8 protein-coding genes are annotated in these 14,570 nt (G+C 72.0%); 2 read left to right on the top strand and 6 right to left on the bottom strand.

What is annotated here, in order from left to right; genetic code table 11:
• Nucleotides 1-67: 67 nt before the first annotated feature.
• Both ACZ53N_RS31420 and ACZ53N_RS31415 read right to left on the bottom strand, forming a co-directional pair.
• Nucleotides 68-1,087, bottom strand: coding sequence for an SDR family NAD(P)-dependent oxidoreductase (locus ACZ53N_RS31420; RefSeq protein WP_469144212.1), 1,020 nt, complete (start codon nt 1,085-1,087; stop codon nt 68-70).
• Nucleotides 1,088-1,146: 59 nt separating this feature from the next.
• Nucleotides 1,147-2,337 carry a zinc-dependent alcohol dehydrogenase gene (locus ACZ53N_RS31415; RefSeq protein WP_469144211.1) on the bottom strand — a complete coding sequence of 397 codons (1,191 nt, stop codon included), beginning with the start codon at nt 2,335-2,337 and terminating at the stop codon, nt 1,147-1,149.
• Between the two features lie 340 nt (nt 2,338-2,677).
• On the opposite strand from ACZ53N_RS31415, the gene ACZ53N_RS31410 reads away from it, so the two are divergent.
• Nucleotides 2,678-3,124, top strand: a complete 447-nt coding sequence (locus ACZ53N_RS31410; protein WP_469144210.1) for a nitroreductase family deazaflavin-dependent oxidoreductase — start codon at nt 2,678-2,680, stop codon at nt 3,122-3,124.
• A 43-nt stretch (nt 3,125-3,167) separates the two neighbouring features.
• Here ACZ53N_RS31410 and ACZ53N_RS31405 read toward each other — a convergent pair whose 3' ends face one another.
• The 4 genes from ACZ53N_RS31405 to ACZ53N_RS31390 are packed head-to-tail and all read right to left on the bottom strand — an operon-like array spanning nt 3,168 to nt 13,171.
• Complete coding sequence (locus ACZ53N_RS31405; protein ID WP_469144209.1) at nt 3,168-4,769, bottom strand: PfaD family polyunsaturated fatty acid/polyketide biosynthesis protein; 1,602 nt, start codon at nt 4,767-4,769, stop codon at nt 3,168-3,170.
• Complete coding sequence (locus tag ACZ53N_RS31400; protein WP_469144226.1) at nt 4,766-6,829, bottom strand: hotdog family protein; 2,064 nt, start codon at nt 6,827-6,829, stop codon at nt 4,766-4,768. Before ACZ53N_RS31400 ends, ACZ53N_RS31405 begins: the two co-directional genes overlap by 4 nt.
• 41 nt (nt 6,830-6,870) lie before the next feature.
• Nucleotides 6,871-7,059 (bottom strand): hypothetical protein, encoded by a 189-nt coding sequence (locus ACZ53N_RS31395; RefSeq protein WP_469144208.1) that lies wholly within the window; start codon nt 7,057-7,059, stop codon nt 6,871-6,873.
• A 4-nt stretch (nt 7,060-7,063) separates the two neighbouring features.
• Nucleotides 7,064-13,171 carry an SDR family NAD(P)-dependent oxidoreductase gene (locus ACZ53N_RS31390; RefSeq protein ID WP_469144207.1) on the bottom strand — a complete coding sequence of 2,036 codons (6,108 nt, stop codon included), beginning with the start codon at nt 13,169-13,171 and terminating at the stop codon, nt 7,064-7,066.
• 432 nt (nt 13,172-13,603) lie between these two features.
• Between ACZ53N_RS31390 and ACZ53N_RS31385 the strand changes: the two genes are divergently transcribed.
• A complete protein-coding gene (locus tag ACZ53N_RS31385; RefSeq protein ID WP_469144206.1) occupies nt 13,604-14,404 on the top strand; it encodes a maleylpyruvate isomerase family mycothiol-dependent enzyme in 801 nt (266 codons plus the stop codon).
• Nucleotides 14,405-14,570: the final 166 nt, after the last annotated feature.

Below are 14,570 nucleotides of genomic sequence, written 5' to 3'. Positions count from 1 at the left end.
GCCCCGGCCGAACCGTCGTCCGCCGGTATTCGCCCGGACGGCCGGTCCGCGCCGGTCACGTCCGGTCTCAGCCGGCCGGGGGCCCGGCGGCCGAGGGGCGGTCGTGGCCGCGCTGGTTGAACCGGTCGGCGGCCTTGTCGTTGAGGGCGCTCAGCCTACGGCGCAGCCGGGAGCCCGGCCCGCCGGGCGGGGTGCCCAGGGTGTGGCCCTCTACGGTCCCGCCCCGCTCGCCGTCGGCCCGGGGCAGGACCCGGGCGACGACCGACAGAAGACGGGTGGTGGTCGCCGGGGCGAGGCCGTGGGCGGTCGCGGCGAGCCGGGCGGCGGGCGTCAGGACGATGCGCGACCGACGCCGCTCGATGCCCGAGACGATGCGTTCGGCAGCCCGCTCGGCGTCCATGGAGACGAGGGGCGCGCCCGCGACCGCGGAGAACCAGGCGAATTCCCGGTCGGCGGCCCCGCCGAAGCGCGCGTGCAGATGGGAACCGGTGCGCATCAGGCCGGGGTGGACGGCGGTCACCGTGACCCCGCGCGCCGTCTCCTCCGCGCGCAGCCCCTCCGCCAGCGCCGCCACGGCCGACTTGGCGCACGAGTACGGCAGCAGATGCGGGACGGCGACCAGCCCGCCGACGGACCCGATGAGCGCCAGCCGCCCGCCGGCCCGGCTGCGCCGCAGGTGCGGCAGGGCCTCGGCCGCGGTGTTGAGCGCACCTTCGAAGATCGTGGCCATGGCGTCCCGGAAGCCTTGCGTGCCCACGGATTCCCAGGGCGCCACCTGGATGACGCCCGCGTTGGCGATGACGACGTCGACGCTCCCGTGCCGGGCGGCGACCTCGGCGAAGAGGTCCCGTACGGCGGCCTGGTCGCGTACGTCGCAGACCGCGCCCCGGACGTGGCCCGCCTGGCCGGTACCGCCCAGGATCGACTCGGCGTCGGCCAGTTCCGCCGTGTCCCTGGCGGCGACGGTCACGGTGGCCCCGCGGGCCATCAGCTGACGCGCCATGAGCAGGCCCAGACCGCGGGAGCCGCCGGTGACCACGGCGGAGAGCCCGTCGAAGGGGCGGTGGTGCGGGGCGGGGCGTTGCATGGCGGCTCCTTCACCCGTGCGGCGGATGCGCGCGCGGGGACTCGTGGCGGTGTGGGCGGTCAGGGGTGAAGAAGCACTTTCAGCACCCCGTCTGCCTTCTTCTGGAACAGCTCATAGGCCTCCGGCGCCTCACCGAGCCGGAGATGGTGGGTGGCGAAGGTGTCGACGCCGAGGACGTCCTCGTCCGTGAGCAGCGGGAGGATCTCGTCCGACCAGCGGCGGACGTTGGCCTGGCCCATCCGGATCTGGATCTGCTTGTCGAAGAGCGTGAGCATGGGCATGGGGTCGGTCATGCCGCCGTACACACCGCTGATGGAGACGGTGCCGCCGCGGCGCACCAGGGCGATGGCCAGGTGCAGGGCGCTCATGCGGTCCACACCGGCCTTGTGCATGAGCTTCTCGGCCCAGCGCGGCGGCATCAGACCGGCGGCCTGCTGGGCGAGCCGGCCGGCGGGGCTGCCGTGGGCCTCGGTGCCCACCGCGTCGATGACGGCATCGGGGCCCCGGCCGCCGGTGACGTCGCGAACGGCGGTCAAGAGGTCGCTCTCGTGGTCGAAGCCCTCCAGGTCGAAGACGTCGAAGCCGTCGCGCCGGGCCCGCTCCAGCCGGTCGGGCACATGGTCGATGCCGATCACCTGAGCGGCGCCCAGGTGGCGGGCGACCCGGCAGGCCATCGTCCCGATGGGGCCGAGCCCGAGGACCACCACACTGCTGCCCGCCTCGACACCGGCGTAACGCACGGCCTGCCAGGCCGTGGGCAGGACATCGGAGAGGTAGACGAACCGGTCGTCGCTCGGCCCGTGCGGCACCTTGATCGGGCCGAACTGCGCCTGCGGCACCCGGAGGTACTCGGCCTGCGCCCCGGGTACGGCACCGTAGAGCTTGGTGTAACCGAACAGTTGTGCGCCCATGCCGTGTTCGCGGACCTGGGTGGTCTCGCACTGGGTGGGCAGGCCGTCCCCGCACATCACACAGCTGCCGCAGGCGATCTGGAAGGGGACCACGACGCGGTCTCCCGGCGAGAGCCCGGGCACCTGGGATCCGGTCTCCTCCACGATGCCCATCGGCTCATGGCCGAGGATGTCGCCGGGCGTCATGAACGGGGTGAGCACCTCGTACAGATGCAGGTCCGAGCCGCACAGCCCGGTCGAGGTGATGCGGATGACGGCATCGGTGGGTTCCTGGATCACGGGGTCCGGGACCTGGTCGACCCGGACGTCGCGCTTGCCGTGCCAGACGGTGGCCCGCATAGCGGATCACCTCCTTCGTTTACAACAGAGGGCAGGGGCAGCGGGTGGAAGCCGGGTCGGCGGGTCGGGGGCCCTCGGCAGGTGAGCGCTGTCTCTTCCGTAACCGAGTGACCAGCCGCGCGAAAATCAAACGTGGGCCGTTCGAGGAGCCGCTTTGTGGACCGGACGGCGGGACAGGGGCGGGAACAGCCGGGACCGTGGCACGACACGCCGGGAACCGGGCCGGGGATGATTGCGCGGCCGCCGGCTGTTGAGCGAAGGTACGTGGCGGTCGTGCGTGACATGACTGCCGCCGCGACCGCTCGATACGACGTGAGACTTCGTGGACGGGACAGACAGCATGCCTCTTGACGGTGAGTACGAGCCGAGCCCGGAGCAGTGGGTGCGTGACCAGGTCGAACTGTACGAGAGCTCGGGCGGCACGCGAGGGACGACGCTACGGGGCATGCCCGTCATCGTCCTGACCACCCGGGGCGCGAAGAGCGGCAAGATCCGCAAGAGCCCGCTGATGCGGGTGGAACACGAGGGCACCTACGCCGTGGTCGCCTCCCTGGGCGGCGCGCCCAAGCACCCGGTCTGGTACCACAACGTGGTGGCGGACCCCCGCGTGGAACTCCAGGGCGGCCCCGTGCGGCGCGACATGACGGCCCGTGAGGTCACCGGCGAGGAGAAGGCCCTGTGGTGGGGGCGTGCCGTCGCCGCGTACCCCGACTACGACGACTACCAGAAGAAGACGGACCGTGAGATCCCCGTCTTCGTCCTGGAGGCGGTCCCCACCGGGCACTGACCCCGGTGGGGATGCCGGTGGGTGACTCGACGCCGAGGGGCGACTACACGCCGGCGAATGACGGCTGCTCCGGTTGCCCGTGTGCGCCCGCTGTGTGGGACGCCCCGGTGGGCGGAAGGTAGGTGGCGCACGAGGGCGGCAGAGTCACTCCGGCGAAACGGAGCTGTGCCAGCCTGCTGTGGTAGGCGGCACCTCGCAGCAGGCTTCGGGCGATGTCCGCCACCCGGCGGTTGCCCGGAGCGGCCCACGGGGTGCCGTCGACCCAGGCGTTGAACGCGCCCATGGCCGGTCCGCACCAGATCTGGAAGTCGCCGGCGCGGCCTGCCTCCCCTTGGGTTGCCCAGCGGGAGGACAGCCCCAGGTACCAGCGGAAGACCAGGGCCATGCGGAGCTTGGGAGTGCGCTCGGCGCGCTCGGCCTGGCCGGGACGGTGCGCCCGGAGATAGGCGGCCACTTCGGGCCACACCTCGTCGAGGGGGCGGCGGAAGATCTGTTCCTCCAGCCGTCGCCGGTCCTGCGGGGACAGGTCGTGCAGGCCCTCGTGTTCGCGGTAGAGCCGGTACAGCCATGCCGCCCGGCCCGGGAAGAGCGTGCCGCGCTTGAGTACTTGCACGTCGATGCCCACCTCGAACATGTCGGCCGCCGGGGCCATGGCGCAGTCGCCGATGTCCGCTTCCGCGAGGAGGGCCTTGGCCGCGGCCGAGGTCCCGGCTTCGACGCAGGCCTGGTTGACCGATCCGGTGACGATGTACGCCGCCCCCATGGCGAAGGCGGCGAAGGCGGCCTGGGGAGTGCCGATGCCGCCGGCCGCACCGATCCGTACCGTGCCGCCGGGGCGCCCCGCGAGCGCTTCGCGGTCGCGCAGAGCGGTGATCAGAGGAAGTTGGGTCACCAGGGGACGCCGGTCGGTGTGTCCGGCGGAGTCCGCTTCCACGGTGATGTCATCGGCCAGCGGGACCCTCGCGGCCAGTTCCGCCTGGTCGTTGGTGATGCGCCTCTCGCGGACCAGAGCGGCGAGGAGTTCGGGGGGCGCCGGCCGCAGGAAGAACTCGGCGGTCCCGGCCTGGGAGACCTTGGCGATCACCCGGTTGTCGGCGCGCACCGCCGTGTGGGGACTTCCCCGCAGCCCGGCCGCCCGGTACCGGACGAGGTCGGGGGTGGGCTGGAGGAAGGCGGACGCTTCGACGCAGCGCACCTGGTGGCGCAGATAGAGGTCGACGGCCTGTCGTTCGGCTTCGGGGGCCGCCGGGCTGTGGATGAGATTGCAGGCCCAGGGCAGGCCGTAAGCGTCCCGGTGGAGGCGGAGCACGGCCCGTTCGATGCGATCGGCGGACAGGCCCGCGGCGCCGAAGGAGGCCAGGTGGCCGGTGCGCGCCAGAGCGATGACCAGTTCCTCCGAGGAGATGCCGCCCGCCATGGATCCCGCCATGTAGGGCTGCTCGGCCCCGTGGTCGCGGAGGAAGGCCGCCGACCCCAGTTGGCGGGTGGACACCGGTGGTGCGGCGGCGAGGATCTGTACTCCGCTGCCGCGCCGCGGGGGCCGGGAAGTGGCGCCGATGCGTCCGTCGGCCCGGACCACGTAACACGGCCGGTCCAGATCGCCGAGTACGTCGCGGACCCGCGTGGAACCGAACTGCACGCTCATGCCGTCACCCGCGTCCGGTGGTCGGAGTCGTCTTGGAGGGCGATGTTCTCCACGGCGTAGACACGGAGCCCGTCCCGCCAGATGCTGCCGTCGGCCCGGGCCACCAGGCGGCTGGCTTCCCGGCGGACGTCGCGGAGGTGCACCTCGGCCTGTACCTGCCGGTGGTGCGGCTGGATCTGCCCCCGGTAGGTCCACCGCAGTTCCGTGCCCGGGTGCGGGGTGAGCGCGTGGAGCCGGCCCTCGGTGATGACGCCGGTATGGAAGAGGAAAGCCTTGACCATCTGGAAGAGCATCTCGACACCACAGGAGCCGGGCATGACGGGCTCGTCGAGGAAGTGCTGGGCGAAGTACCAGTCGTCCGCGCGAACGGGTTTGGTACACAGCAGATAACCGGCTCCGTGTGTTCCCCCGTCCGGTACGAGCTCGGCCGCGGATCCGGCCAGGAAGTCGAGCCGCCCGTGACCCGGCCGGGGGCCGCCGTCGAGATCGAGGGTGCGGGCGGTGGGCGGCGGGGTCTCCCGGCGGTGCAGCCACGGTGGGACGTGGCGCCCCGCGTCCATGCCCTGCTGCTGCGCCAGGGCGGGTTCGGTGAAGAAACCATGGACGGTCTGCCCACGGTAGAAGGTGTCGTCGCCCAGCATGAGTTCGTACCCGTACCGCTGGAGCACCGCCCCCGGCAGAGGGGTGTGGGCGAGCAGCGTGGTGTGCTGGCGGACAGTGCGTCCGCGCAGGTCCACGGCTCGCAGCAGGCACGCCTGCCCTTCGAGGTTGCGGGTCGTGAGGTTCTCCCGCGGATACTCCAGTCCGGCACCCGTCGCGGCTCCGGTGAACGCCGCCGCCTGGATGGACGTCTCCAGGTAGAGCAGGTTGGGGGCCGTGCCTCCGTTCTCCTCGAGGTACCACGCGTCGTCCGGTACGTCGTACTCGGTGGTGTATGTCACCCCGGTCGGGTACTCGCCCTGACGGTAGGGGGCGGTCAGCATCCGGTCGACCATCAGCATGTCGCCCCGGGGCGGGCGCGGCCGGATCCGCTGGGACGAAGTCCCGGACGGGCCGTAGGTGACGCCGAGGTCACCTTCGGCGGCGTGCGCCAGGTGCAGTTCGTGGGTGTACGTCGGCTCGCCGCCCGTGGTGTGCCGGAGCGTGTGCGCGGGGTCGCGGGGGCCGATGGCGGCGCCCGGTTCCTCCCGGAGCACCGTTCCCACACCGTGCAGGCGCGCCACGAGGTGCGGTCCGTCGAGGACACACACGTCCGCCACCACGTGGGGCCGGGGGACGAGGCCCACCGAGACGATGTCGGCCTCCAGGGTCAGTGGTCCGCCGAGCCGGGTGGTGTCCGGTACGTCGATGCCGGTCGCCTCGCCGTTCCACGGGTGGAAACGCGGTGCGGGCAGGCACAGGTGCAGCCCGAGGCGCAGGGCGTGGACCTGGAGGGCCTGCCAGGCCGCTTCGAGGAGAGAGGCCCAACCGGCGCGGGCTCCCGGCCGGGTCGTGGCGGTCAGGTGTCCTTGCCGGTAGCGGCCGGCGCGGAGGCCGGAGAAGGTGACCTCGTCGAGGAGCCGGAAGCCCGCCGGTCCGGCCGGGGCCGAGCGGTCGCCCGGCAGTCCGAAGGACGGGCCGAAGACCTCAAAGGCGCGTCCTTCGGCCAGCAGGGCCAGGTCCGACGCATTGACGCGAGGGCGGGTGGTACGGGCCAGTGGCCTGAACCGGCGTGGATACTCCGGCAGCGCCCGCCCCGGCTCTTGCGCCGGGGGCCCGGTGGTGCAGTCGGCTTCGGCGATCAGCCGGCCCTCGTGGTGAACCGTCCAGGTGCAGGCCCCTGGATCGGTCCCGGTGGCCCGGGCCCGCAGTCCGGTGGTGTGCGGTGGCAGGTCGTGATGCCAGGTCACCGTGGTGCGGACCGCGGTCGGCACCCGCCCTGTGCGTTGCGTCAAGGCGGCCTCACCGGCTTCGAGGACAGCGAGCGGCCCCGGGAGACCGCTGTCCTCGGCCCGCGTGGGCAAGGGCCGGCTGGTGCCTTCGAGGATCCACTCCCCGAGCGCCTGGTGCGCCTGGAGCATCACTTGGTGGGCGGTGCGGGCGAGCCGGGCGATCTCGTCGGTCAGGTGTCACCGGGGCGGTGGGGGGTCGGCCGAGGCGATGGCAGGAGGGGCGTGGGAGGGGAGGTGGGGACGTCCTGCTCTGCTTCGGGCCACCACGGGGTGACGAAGTGCGGGCCGTCGAATCCGAGGTCGTCCATGGTCCCTGCCTGCTCGGGGGAGTCGGGGAAGATGCGGGGGTTCGGCATCACGGGCTCACAGGCTCAGCGCTTCCGGAGCCGGCCATGCGGCCCTGTTCGCCAGTTCCGGCGAGACCACGATTCCCTTCAGGCCGTTCCAGCGCTGCAGGACATCCCCGTCGGGAGTGCAGGCAGTGGCGGTGCAGGTGAGCTCCAGCGCGCCGTGTTCCCTCAGCGCCGCGACGATGACGAAGGGTTCGTCGTCGGGCAGCGGCGCGAAGATCTCCACGTGTTCCACGGCGACCGGCAGACAGCGATGCCCGGACAGCCGCCGCCCGAGGAGCGCCGCGGCCTGGAGCAGCAGATCGGCCAGGGCGGGGCTGTACAACGCGCCGGAGTAGGCCCCGCCGGCCAGCCCGGCGTCCCGGAGCCGGGCGGGGACGGTCAGTTGCGTGTCGTCCTCGGCCAGGACCGGCCCGAGGCCCTGCAACAGGGGGCCGTGGAAGAGGAACCCCTCGTCGTAGGCAGGGTGACGGCGGCCCTCCTCGGTCCGGTACGAGGGCAGCTGGAGCCGCCCCGGCGCGGGGAGGCCGTCGGCCGGTGAATGGAACACGCCTTCGTAGCGCGGCAGCGGCGCCGCCCCGCCGTCGTCATGGATCGCCACCCGGACGCCGGTGCCGCCCCGGCCGGCTTGCGGGCGCATCGTGATCCGTCCGCGGGACGGCCGGGTGTCGTCGAGGACGAGGCCCTTGCGGACGGCGAAGTCACGCACCTCCGTCACCGGCCGCCCCGGGCCTGTGCGTTCCACCGCGTTCAGGCACCAGCCGACGGCGGCGGTCATCGGCAGCACGGGACGCCCGTCGATGCTGTGGTGGTGCAGCATGGGCTCGGCGGCCAGGCTGTCGAGGTCGCGCAGCAGGTCCGCGCCCCGCGGGGGAAGCGGGGGCGCCTGGAAGGCCGATTCGGTGGGGCCCAGGACGGTCACCAGGTCGTCGCTGTGCCCGGCGGCCATCTGCTCGACGAAGTACGCGCAGCCTTCCTCCCGGCTCAGCAAGGGGAGCCCCATCTGGAGGAAGAGTTCCTGGGCCTGTGCCGAGGCCATGCCCCCGCGCCACGGGCCCCAGGCGAGCGCCGCGACCCGGCAGTCCGGGTGCCCGGCCTTCCAGGCGCAGGCGAACCGGTTGAGGGCCTCGTTGGCCATCGCGTAGTCCGTTTGACGTCCGTTGCCGTAGATGCCGGACACGGAGGTGAAGACGACGAGGTGACGCAGCCGGTCGGCCGGGAGAGAGGCCAGGACGTTGGTCAGCCCGGTGAGTTTGGTGTCCACGACCCGCGCGACGTCCTGTGCGCTCTTGTGCCGCAGGGGCTGGTCGGCCAGGACGCCGGCGCCGTGGATCACGCCGGTCACCCGCTCGGCGTAGGGCGACAGCGCCGCTCGGACCGCGGCGGCGTCGCCGACGTCCGCGGTGACATAGGCCGCTTCGGCGCCATGGGCATGGAGTGCGGCGAGGGTGGCGTGCATTTCCCGCTGCTGGTCCAGGTGTCCGGCCTGTGCGTCCAGGGACTCGCTGAGGCGGGGGTCGTCGGGGTCGCGGCCCTCGGCCCGGGCCCGCTCGGCGCAGGCGTCGCGCAGCGCCGGTGTGCTGTCGAGCCCGACCGCCCAGTCGGGGAGGTCCTCCAACGGCGTACGGCCGAGTAGGAGGAACCCGCACGGGTGGTGGGCCGCGAGGGCGATGAGGCACCAAGAGGTGATGCCGCGCGCGCCGCCGGTCACCAGCAGAAGGTCGTGGGGCTCGGGGGCGGTGGGGACGGGGGTGGCGGGCAGGAGGGGAGCGGGGACGCCGGACACGGTGAGGGCGCGTCGTGTGGTGCCGTCCCACGCGATCTCGCGCAGGGAAGCGGCATCGGTGATCTCGTGGAGGAACCGGTCGGCCACCGCGGAGGGGGCGAGGCCGGGGGCGAGGTCCAGCGCGCGGCAGAACAGGTCCGGTTCCTCCATGGCGAGGGCTTTGACCAGGCCGCCCAGACCGCCGGTCAGGGCCTGGCACAGATCACCGCCGGAGCCGGCCAGCCCCAGGGCACCGTCCATCTGGGTGACGGTCACGAAACCCGCCCGGTGCCCGGCGGCCACGGTGTCCTTGAGGGCGGGGGAGAGGTGTTTGGCGACGAGGACGGCGTGGCTCAGCCGGGTGATCGTCGAGGCGGTGTCCGACCGGTTCCCCCGGCCGACGGGCAGTACGCACAGGTCCAGCCGCTCGACCGATGCCAGCGCGTCGCCGATCTGCTCGCTCAGCGCCTCCTCCTGCCAGTCGCCGAGAGCCCACCGGTCCTCGCCGTGCGCCGGAAGGCCGGGCAGAGCGAGTTGTCGGGTGTGCCAGCCCTGTTCGGTCAGGGCCTGAACGAGGCAGGCGGCCAGTGCGCTGCCGTCGTCCAGCAACAGCGCCGTGGGATGCGGCCCGTAGGCGTCGGCGAGGGCATCGGCCTCCGGCAACGGGCGCAGCGTCACGAACGCGCGGCCCAGCGGCACCTGTGTGGCGGTGCTCTCGTGGGCGGTGCCCGGGGTGGCGATCTCCGCCAGGAGGGTGGTGAGTTCACGGACGGTACGGGCCTGGGCGAACCGGTAGATCTCCTCACGCGGGAGGAACGGGTAGCGGCGCCACGCCTCGGCGGCGATCTCCACCTGCTTGAGGGAGTCGATGCCCAGATCGGTCTGGATGTCCAGGTCGGGTTCCACCATGTCGAAGGTGTAGCCCGTCTTCTCGGCGATGAGTTGACGCAGGACCCGCTCGATGTCCGCCAACTCCATGGGATGCGCGGCGGTGTCCGACGAAGCCGCCTCCTGGGAGGCGCTGTCCGGTGGACCGTCCTGTGCCGTCCCGGGCGTGGCGGGGCCGCTGACGGCGGGGCGGGGTGCGGGCACGACCCTAGCGTGCGGAGGGTGGGTGCCCTCGGGCACGTCTGCGGTCGGCTCGTGCGTGCTGTCCGACCGTGGTCCGCCGGGGGACGCGCTCGTGCTGTCCGCGTCCGTCGGGGCGGTCACCGGGGTGGCCCCCTGCCGCAGGCGGGCGAATTCGAGCATGATCTCGTGGGTGCGGATGTGGGCCTGGCTCAGGGCGACGCTGTGGTCCCTGATGGCCTCGACCCGCGAGAGCAGGGCGGCATCCGCCTCGTCCACGGTCCGGTGGTGCAGCAGGTCGGCCAGTTGACGGGCCGTGTGCAGCTGGCTCTCCATGTACTGCGCGTGGAGGCCGAGTTGCTCGGTCGCGGCGCGCGCCAGGGCGTCGTTCGCCCGGTCCGGGGGCGTCACCTCCGGTGCGGACGCGGGTGGGGGAGTCGGGACCGCGGATGCGCACCGGTAGCCATTGGCCAGTTCGGCCTCGTACTGCGGTCGGCAGGCCTCCACCGCGAAGGCGTGGCCTTCCAGCAGGCGTGCCACGGCGGAGGGCTCGGGCCGGGGTGGCGGGGCGGGGGCGTCGTAGCGGTCGATGCCGGCGATCTCCACGCCCAGCACCGCCAGCCGCAGTGCGGCGTTCTTGAGAGCCGCCGCGCTGTCGGCGTCCGGCCCGAGGTCGGTGGGGACGGCCTCCACCTCGTCCTCGCCGAGGGTGCGCAGCACCAGCCGTGACAGGACCTGCTTCGGCCCGAACTCCACGAAGACCCGGAAGCCTTCGGCGTGCAGCTGCCGTACCCGGCCCGCGAAGTCCACCGGGTGCAGGAGCTGCTCGGCGAGGGTGCGCCGGTTCGCCGCTGTGTCGCTGCCGTAGGTCGCGCCGGGGGTGTTCGCGAGGACCGGCGTCGAGGGAGGGCACAGGCCTACGCCGGCGACGGCCTCGGCGAAGTCGTCCGCGGCGTGCTGGACCAGCGGGGTGTGGAACGCCGCGGCGACCGGCAGCCGGTGAACCGCGACCTCGTCCGCGGCGCACTCCGCGGCGAATCGATCGACGGCCGCGGTCGGGCCGCCGACGACCAGCTCGTCCGGCGCGTTCAGGTTGCACAGCGTCAGCTCGGGGTGCCCGGCGGCCTTCTCCTCCCAGGTGTCCACGGACATGCGTACCGCGGCCATGGTCCCGGGGTCGTGGCCGTCGACGGCCGGTGGCTCCATCGCCTGCCCGCGCTTGCGCGTGAGCGTCAGACAGGCCTCGTCGGTGAGGCTCCGGGCGGCCCACAGCGCGGTGAGTTCGCCGCAACTGTGCCCCAGCAGTGCCTGCGGAGCGAACCCCAGCTCGGACAGGAAGCGGTACTGGCCCATCGCCAGTGCGCCGATGGCGGGCTGGGCGTAGCGGGTGCGTCGCAGTCTTCTCGCGCTCTCGTGCGCCCCGTGCCGCCCCGGCACGGGATAGACCACCTGGGCAAGGGAATCCTCCTCGCCCGGCCACAGTGCGTTGGCCTCGTCGAAGGCGTCGCGCACCGGGGGGACACACAGAAGGGCGTCGAGGCCCATGTTCACGTACTGGCTGCCCTGACCGGCGAAGAGGGTTGCCACTTTCGTACCGGCCGGCAGAGCGGCACGCCGGTAGTGGGCGCGGCCGGACAGGCTCCAGCTCTGCGCGTCGGGTTCGGTCCCGAGTCGGTCGATGGCCTCGGCCATCAGTGCCGCGCGGGTCTCGTCGTCGGTGGCGAGGATCCCCAGACGGGCGTGGTGGGCGGGGATCGGGCCATTCGCCTCCGGATCGGCCCCTGCCCGGAGCCGCTCCAGCAGGGCGTCCGGGTCCGGGGCATGCCAGAGGTAGGTCTTCGGGGTGCCGTGCAGGGTTCGCGCGAGTGCGTCGGAGGGCCGGTGCTCCTCCAGGACGGCATGGAAGTTCACCCCGCCGAAGCCGAAGGCGGACACTCCGCCGCGGCGGACCGGGCGCCGCGGGTCGCGCACCCACGGCCGTGCCCGGGTGTTGAGGTAGAGGGCGCCGCTCCCGGCCGCCTTCTCGTTGGGCTCCTCGACATTGATGGTGGGCGGCAGCAGCTTGTGGTGCAGCGCCAGGGCGGTCTTGATGAGCCCTGCCGCGCCGGCGGCCGCCTTGGTGTGACCGATCTGGGACTTGACGCTGCCGATCGCCACCCGCCCGCCCTCGTCGCCGGAGCCGTCCAGGAGTGTGCTGAGGGCCGCCAGTTCGGTGGTGTCCCCCACCGTGGTCCCGGTGCCGTGGGCCTCGATGAGCTCGACGGATCCGATCGGTGAGTCGGCGTCGGTGTAGGCGCGCCGCAACGCCTCCAACTGGCCATCGCCGCAAGGTGCGTAGATGCTTTTGGTCCGCCCGTCACTGGAGCTGCCCAGCCCGCGCAGGACGGCGTAGACACGGTCGCCGTCGCGCTCGGCGTCCGCCAGGCGCTTGAGCGCCAGCATGCCGATCCCCTCGCCGAGCAGGGTGCCGTCCGCGGACCGGTCGAAAGGCTTGATGCGCCCGCTCGGGGACAGGGCGGGTGTCTTGCTGAAAAACATGAACGCCAGAAGGGAGTTGTCCGCGTCGCACCCGCCCGTGATCATCAGATCGGCGCGGCGCTCCACGAGCTCGCCGACGGCCATGCGCACAGCCGCCAGGGAACTCGCGCACGCCGCGTCCACGGTGCAATTGGCCGCCCCGAGATCGAACCGGTTGGCGATGCGCCCGGCGACGACATTGCCGAGACTCCCGGGAAAGCTCTGCTCGGTCCACGGGGGCGAGGCCGCTTTGAACTTGCGGACGATCTCGTCGGCATCCCGTTCCGACAGCCCGCAGCTCAAGGCCGATTCCCTGACCATCGGGGCGTAGAGGCGGGCGACCAGTGGCCCGACCGTGCTGCTCTGGCCGCACACGCCGAGAATGACACCGGTTCGCGCCGGGTGGTACCAATCGGCCCCCTCGCACCGGGCGTCCTTGAGGACCTCTCCCGCTACCTGCAGGCTCAGCAACTGGATCAGTCCGATGGAATCCAAGGTCGCGGGCGGCATGGAGAATTCGACCGGATCGAAGACCGTCGGCGGCAGAAAGCCACCACGACGGGCATACGTCTTGTCCTCGGCGAACATATCCGGGTCGTAGTGGTCCGCGACCCGCCACGCCGCTCGCTCCGGTACGTCCGTGATGCAGTCCCGACCGGACACCACGTTGGACCAGAACGCACGCACGTCATGCGCCTGCGGAAACATCCCGGCGACTCCGACGATGGCGATCGGATTTCTGGCCAGTCGGAATTCAACTGCGTCCAGCATGCGAACCTCATTATTATCGGACAGGAGGGACGGGCGTCGAAAATGGGCGCAGCCATGTACGCGGCACGCACCGGTACGGTGACAGCCGGATGCTCCGGTGAGAGTGCCTCAGAATGCCACAGGAGATATTCGCCGCCTCGGTAGAACGTGCGGGTTTTTCTTCGGTTGTCGACGCTCCTCGTGTGAAGCATGGAATATCTCGCCCGCCTGGTAAACAACACCGTCGGTGAATCACCCGTTCGGGAAGGGCGTCGCCCCGAGTCGGCGGGGTGTCGACGCGCCCTGGGGGGAGGCGCCGAGGGGCGCAGCAGCGGCGGGAGCGGGCGGGAGGGGAGGCGCCCGCATTCCGGGGGAGGCATTGTGGCAGGCTGCGTCAAGGCGCCCGGCCGGTCAGGCCGCCGGGCCGGCAAAGATCAGGAAACCGAGGGCTCAGTGAATACGCCGGATCATTCGGGCTGGGGATCTGTCCCCGCCACCCACCGCGAGGCGATCGCCACGGAGACCGCCCGGTTCGTGGACGTGGTCAAGGGCGTAAGCCTGACGACCCCCGTTCCCAGCTGCCCGGGATGGACGCTCCTCGACCTCGTCAGGCACACCGGCAGTGTCCAACGCTGGTTCTCGGTCCTCCTGCGGCAACGCGTACAGGAACCGCCGCGGAGCCGCGATGTGGAACTGCGGCTGCCGACGCGTGAGGACGGCTACGCCGACTGGCTGACGGCGAGCGCGGCCGAGGCCGACAGCACCTTCGCGACAGTCGACCCGGACGCTCCGATGTGGGCATGGGGCGCCGATCAGCACGCCCGGTTCTGGGTCCGGCGGATGCTGTGCGAGACGCTGATGCACCGCGCCGACGCGGAACTCGCCGTCGGCCTCCACCCCGTGATCGACCGTGACCTGGCAACCGACGGCGTGGACGAGTTCCTGGTCAACCTGCCCTTCGCCGCGTTCTTCGCCCCCAAAGTGGACAACGTGCGGGGCGACGGCGAAACCCTTCGTTTCCGATGCGCCGATACGGACGGCGACTGGCTGGTCCACCTCCGCCCCGACGGATTCGGAGTCGAGGCGAAGCGCGGGAGCGCGGAGACAGCCGCACCGGCCGACGCGGAGATCCACGCGGCTGCCGCGGACCTCCTGCTGCTCATGTACGGCCGCCTCCACCGCGGCTCGGACGCCTTCGAAGTACAGGGGCGCGAGGACCTGTTGACGCGCTGGTTCACCAACTCCGTGTTCTGAGTCTCCGGGCCGATACGAACAACAGAAAAAGGGGGCGTCCCTCGTACGGGTGACACCGCGGATGCCATTAACCTCGCTGTTTCGCTTCGGGTGGCTGGGCTGGACTGATCGCGTTGGATCGGTGATTGCGGTTGCTGGCCTGCCGGTGGGCATGGCGGGGGCCCGG

This window comes from Streptomyces sp. NPDC033229 (genome assembly GCF_055576875.1).
The sequence above is the reverse complement of the archived record's forward strand: the minus strand, read 5'-3'. Positions and strand labels throughout refer to the sequence as shown.

What these genes read in the sequence shown, in the direction of transcription:
- ACZ53N_RS31405 (WP_469144209.1), bottom strand. Translation starts at nt 4,769, where the DNA reads ATGAGCGTGCAGTTCGGTTCCACGCGGGTCCGCGACGTACTCGGCGAT.
- ACZ53N_RS31390 (WP_469144207.1), bottom strand. Translation starts at nt 13,171, where the DNA reads ATGCTGGACGCAGTTGAATTCCGACTGGCCAGAAATCCGATCGCCATC.
- ACZ53N_RS31420 (WP_469144212.1), bottom strand. Translation starts at nt 1,087, where the DNA reads ATGCAACGCCCCGCCCCGCACCACCGCCCCTTCGACGGGCTCTCCGCC.
- ACZ53N_RS31400 (WP_469144226.1), bottom strand. Translation starts at nt 6,829, where the DNA reads ATGCTCCAGGCGCACCAGGCGCTCGGGGAGTGGATCCTCGAAGGCACC.
- ACZ53N_RS31410 (WP_469144210.1), top strand. Translation starts at nt 2,678, where the DNA reads ATGCCTCTTGACGGTGAGTACGAGCCGAGCCCGGAGCAGTGGGTGCGT.
- ACZ53N_RS31415 (WP_469144211.1), bottom strand. Translation starts at nt 2,337, where the DNA reads ATGCGGGCCACCGTCTGGCACGGCAAGCGCGACGTCCGGGTCGACCAG.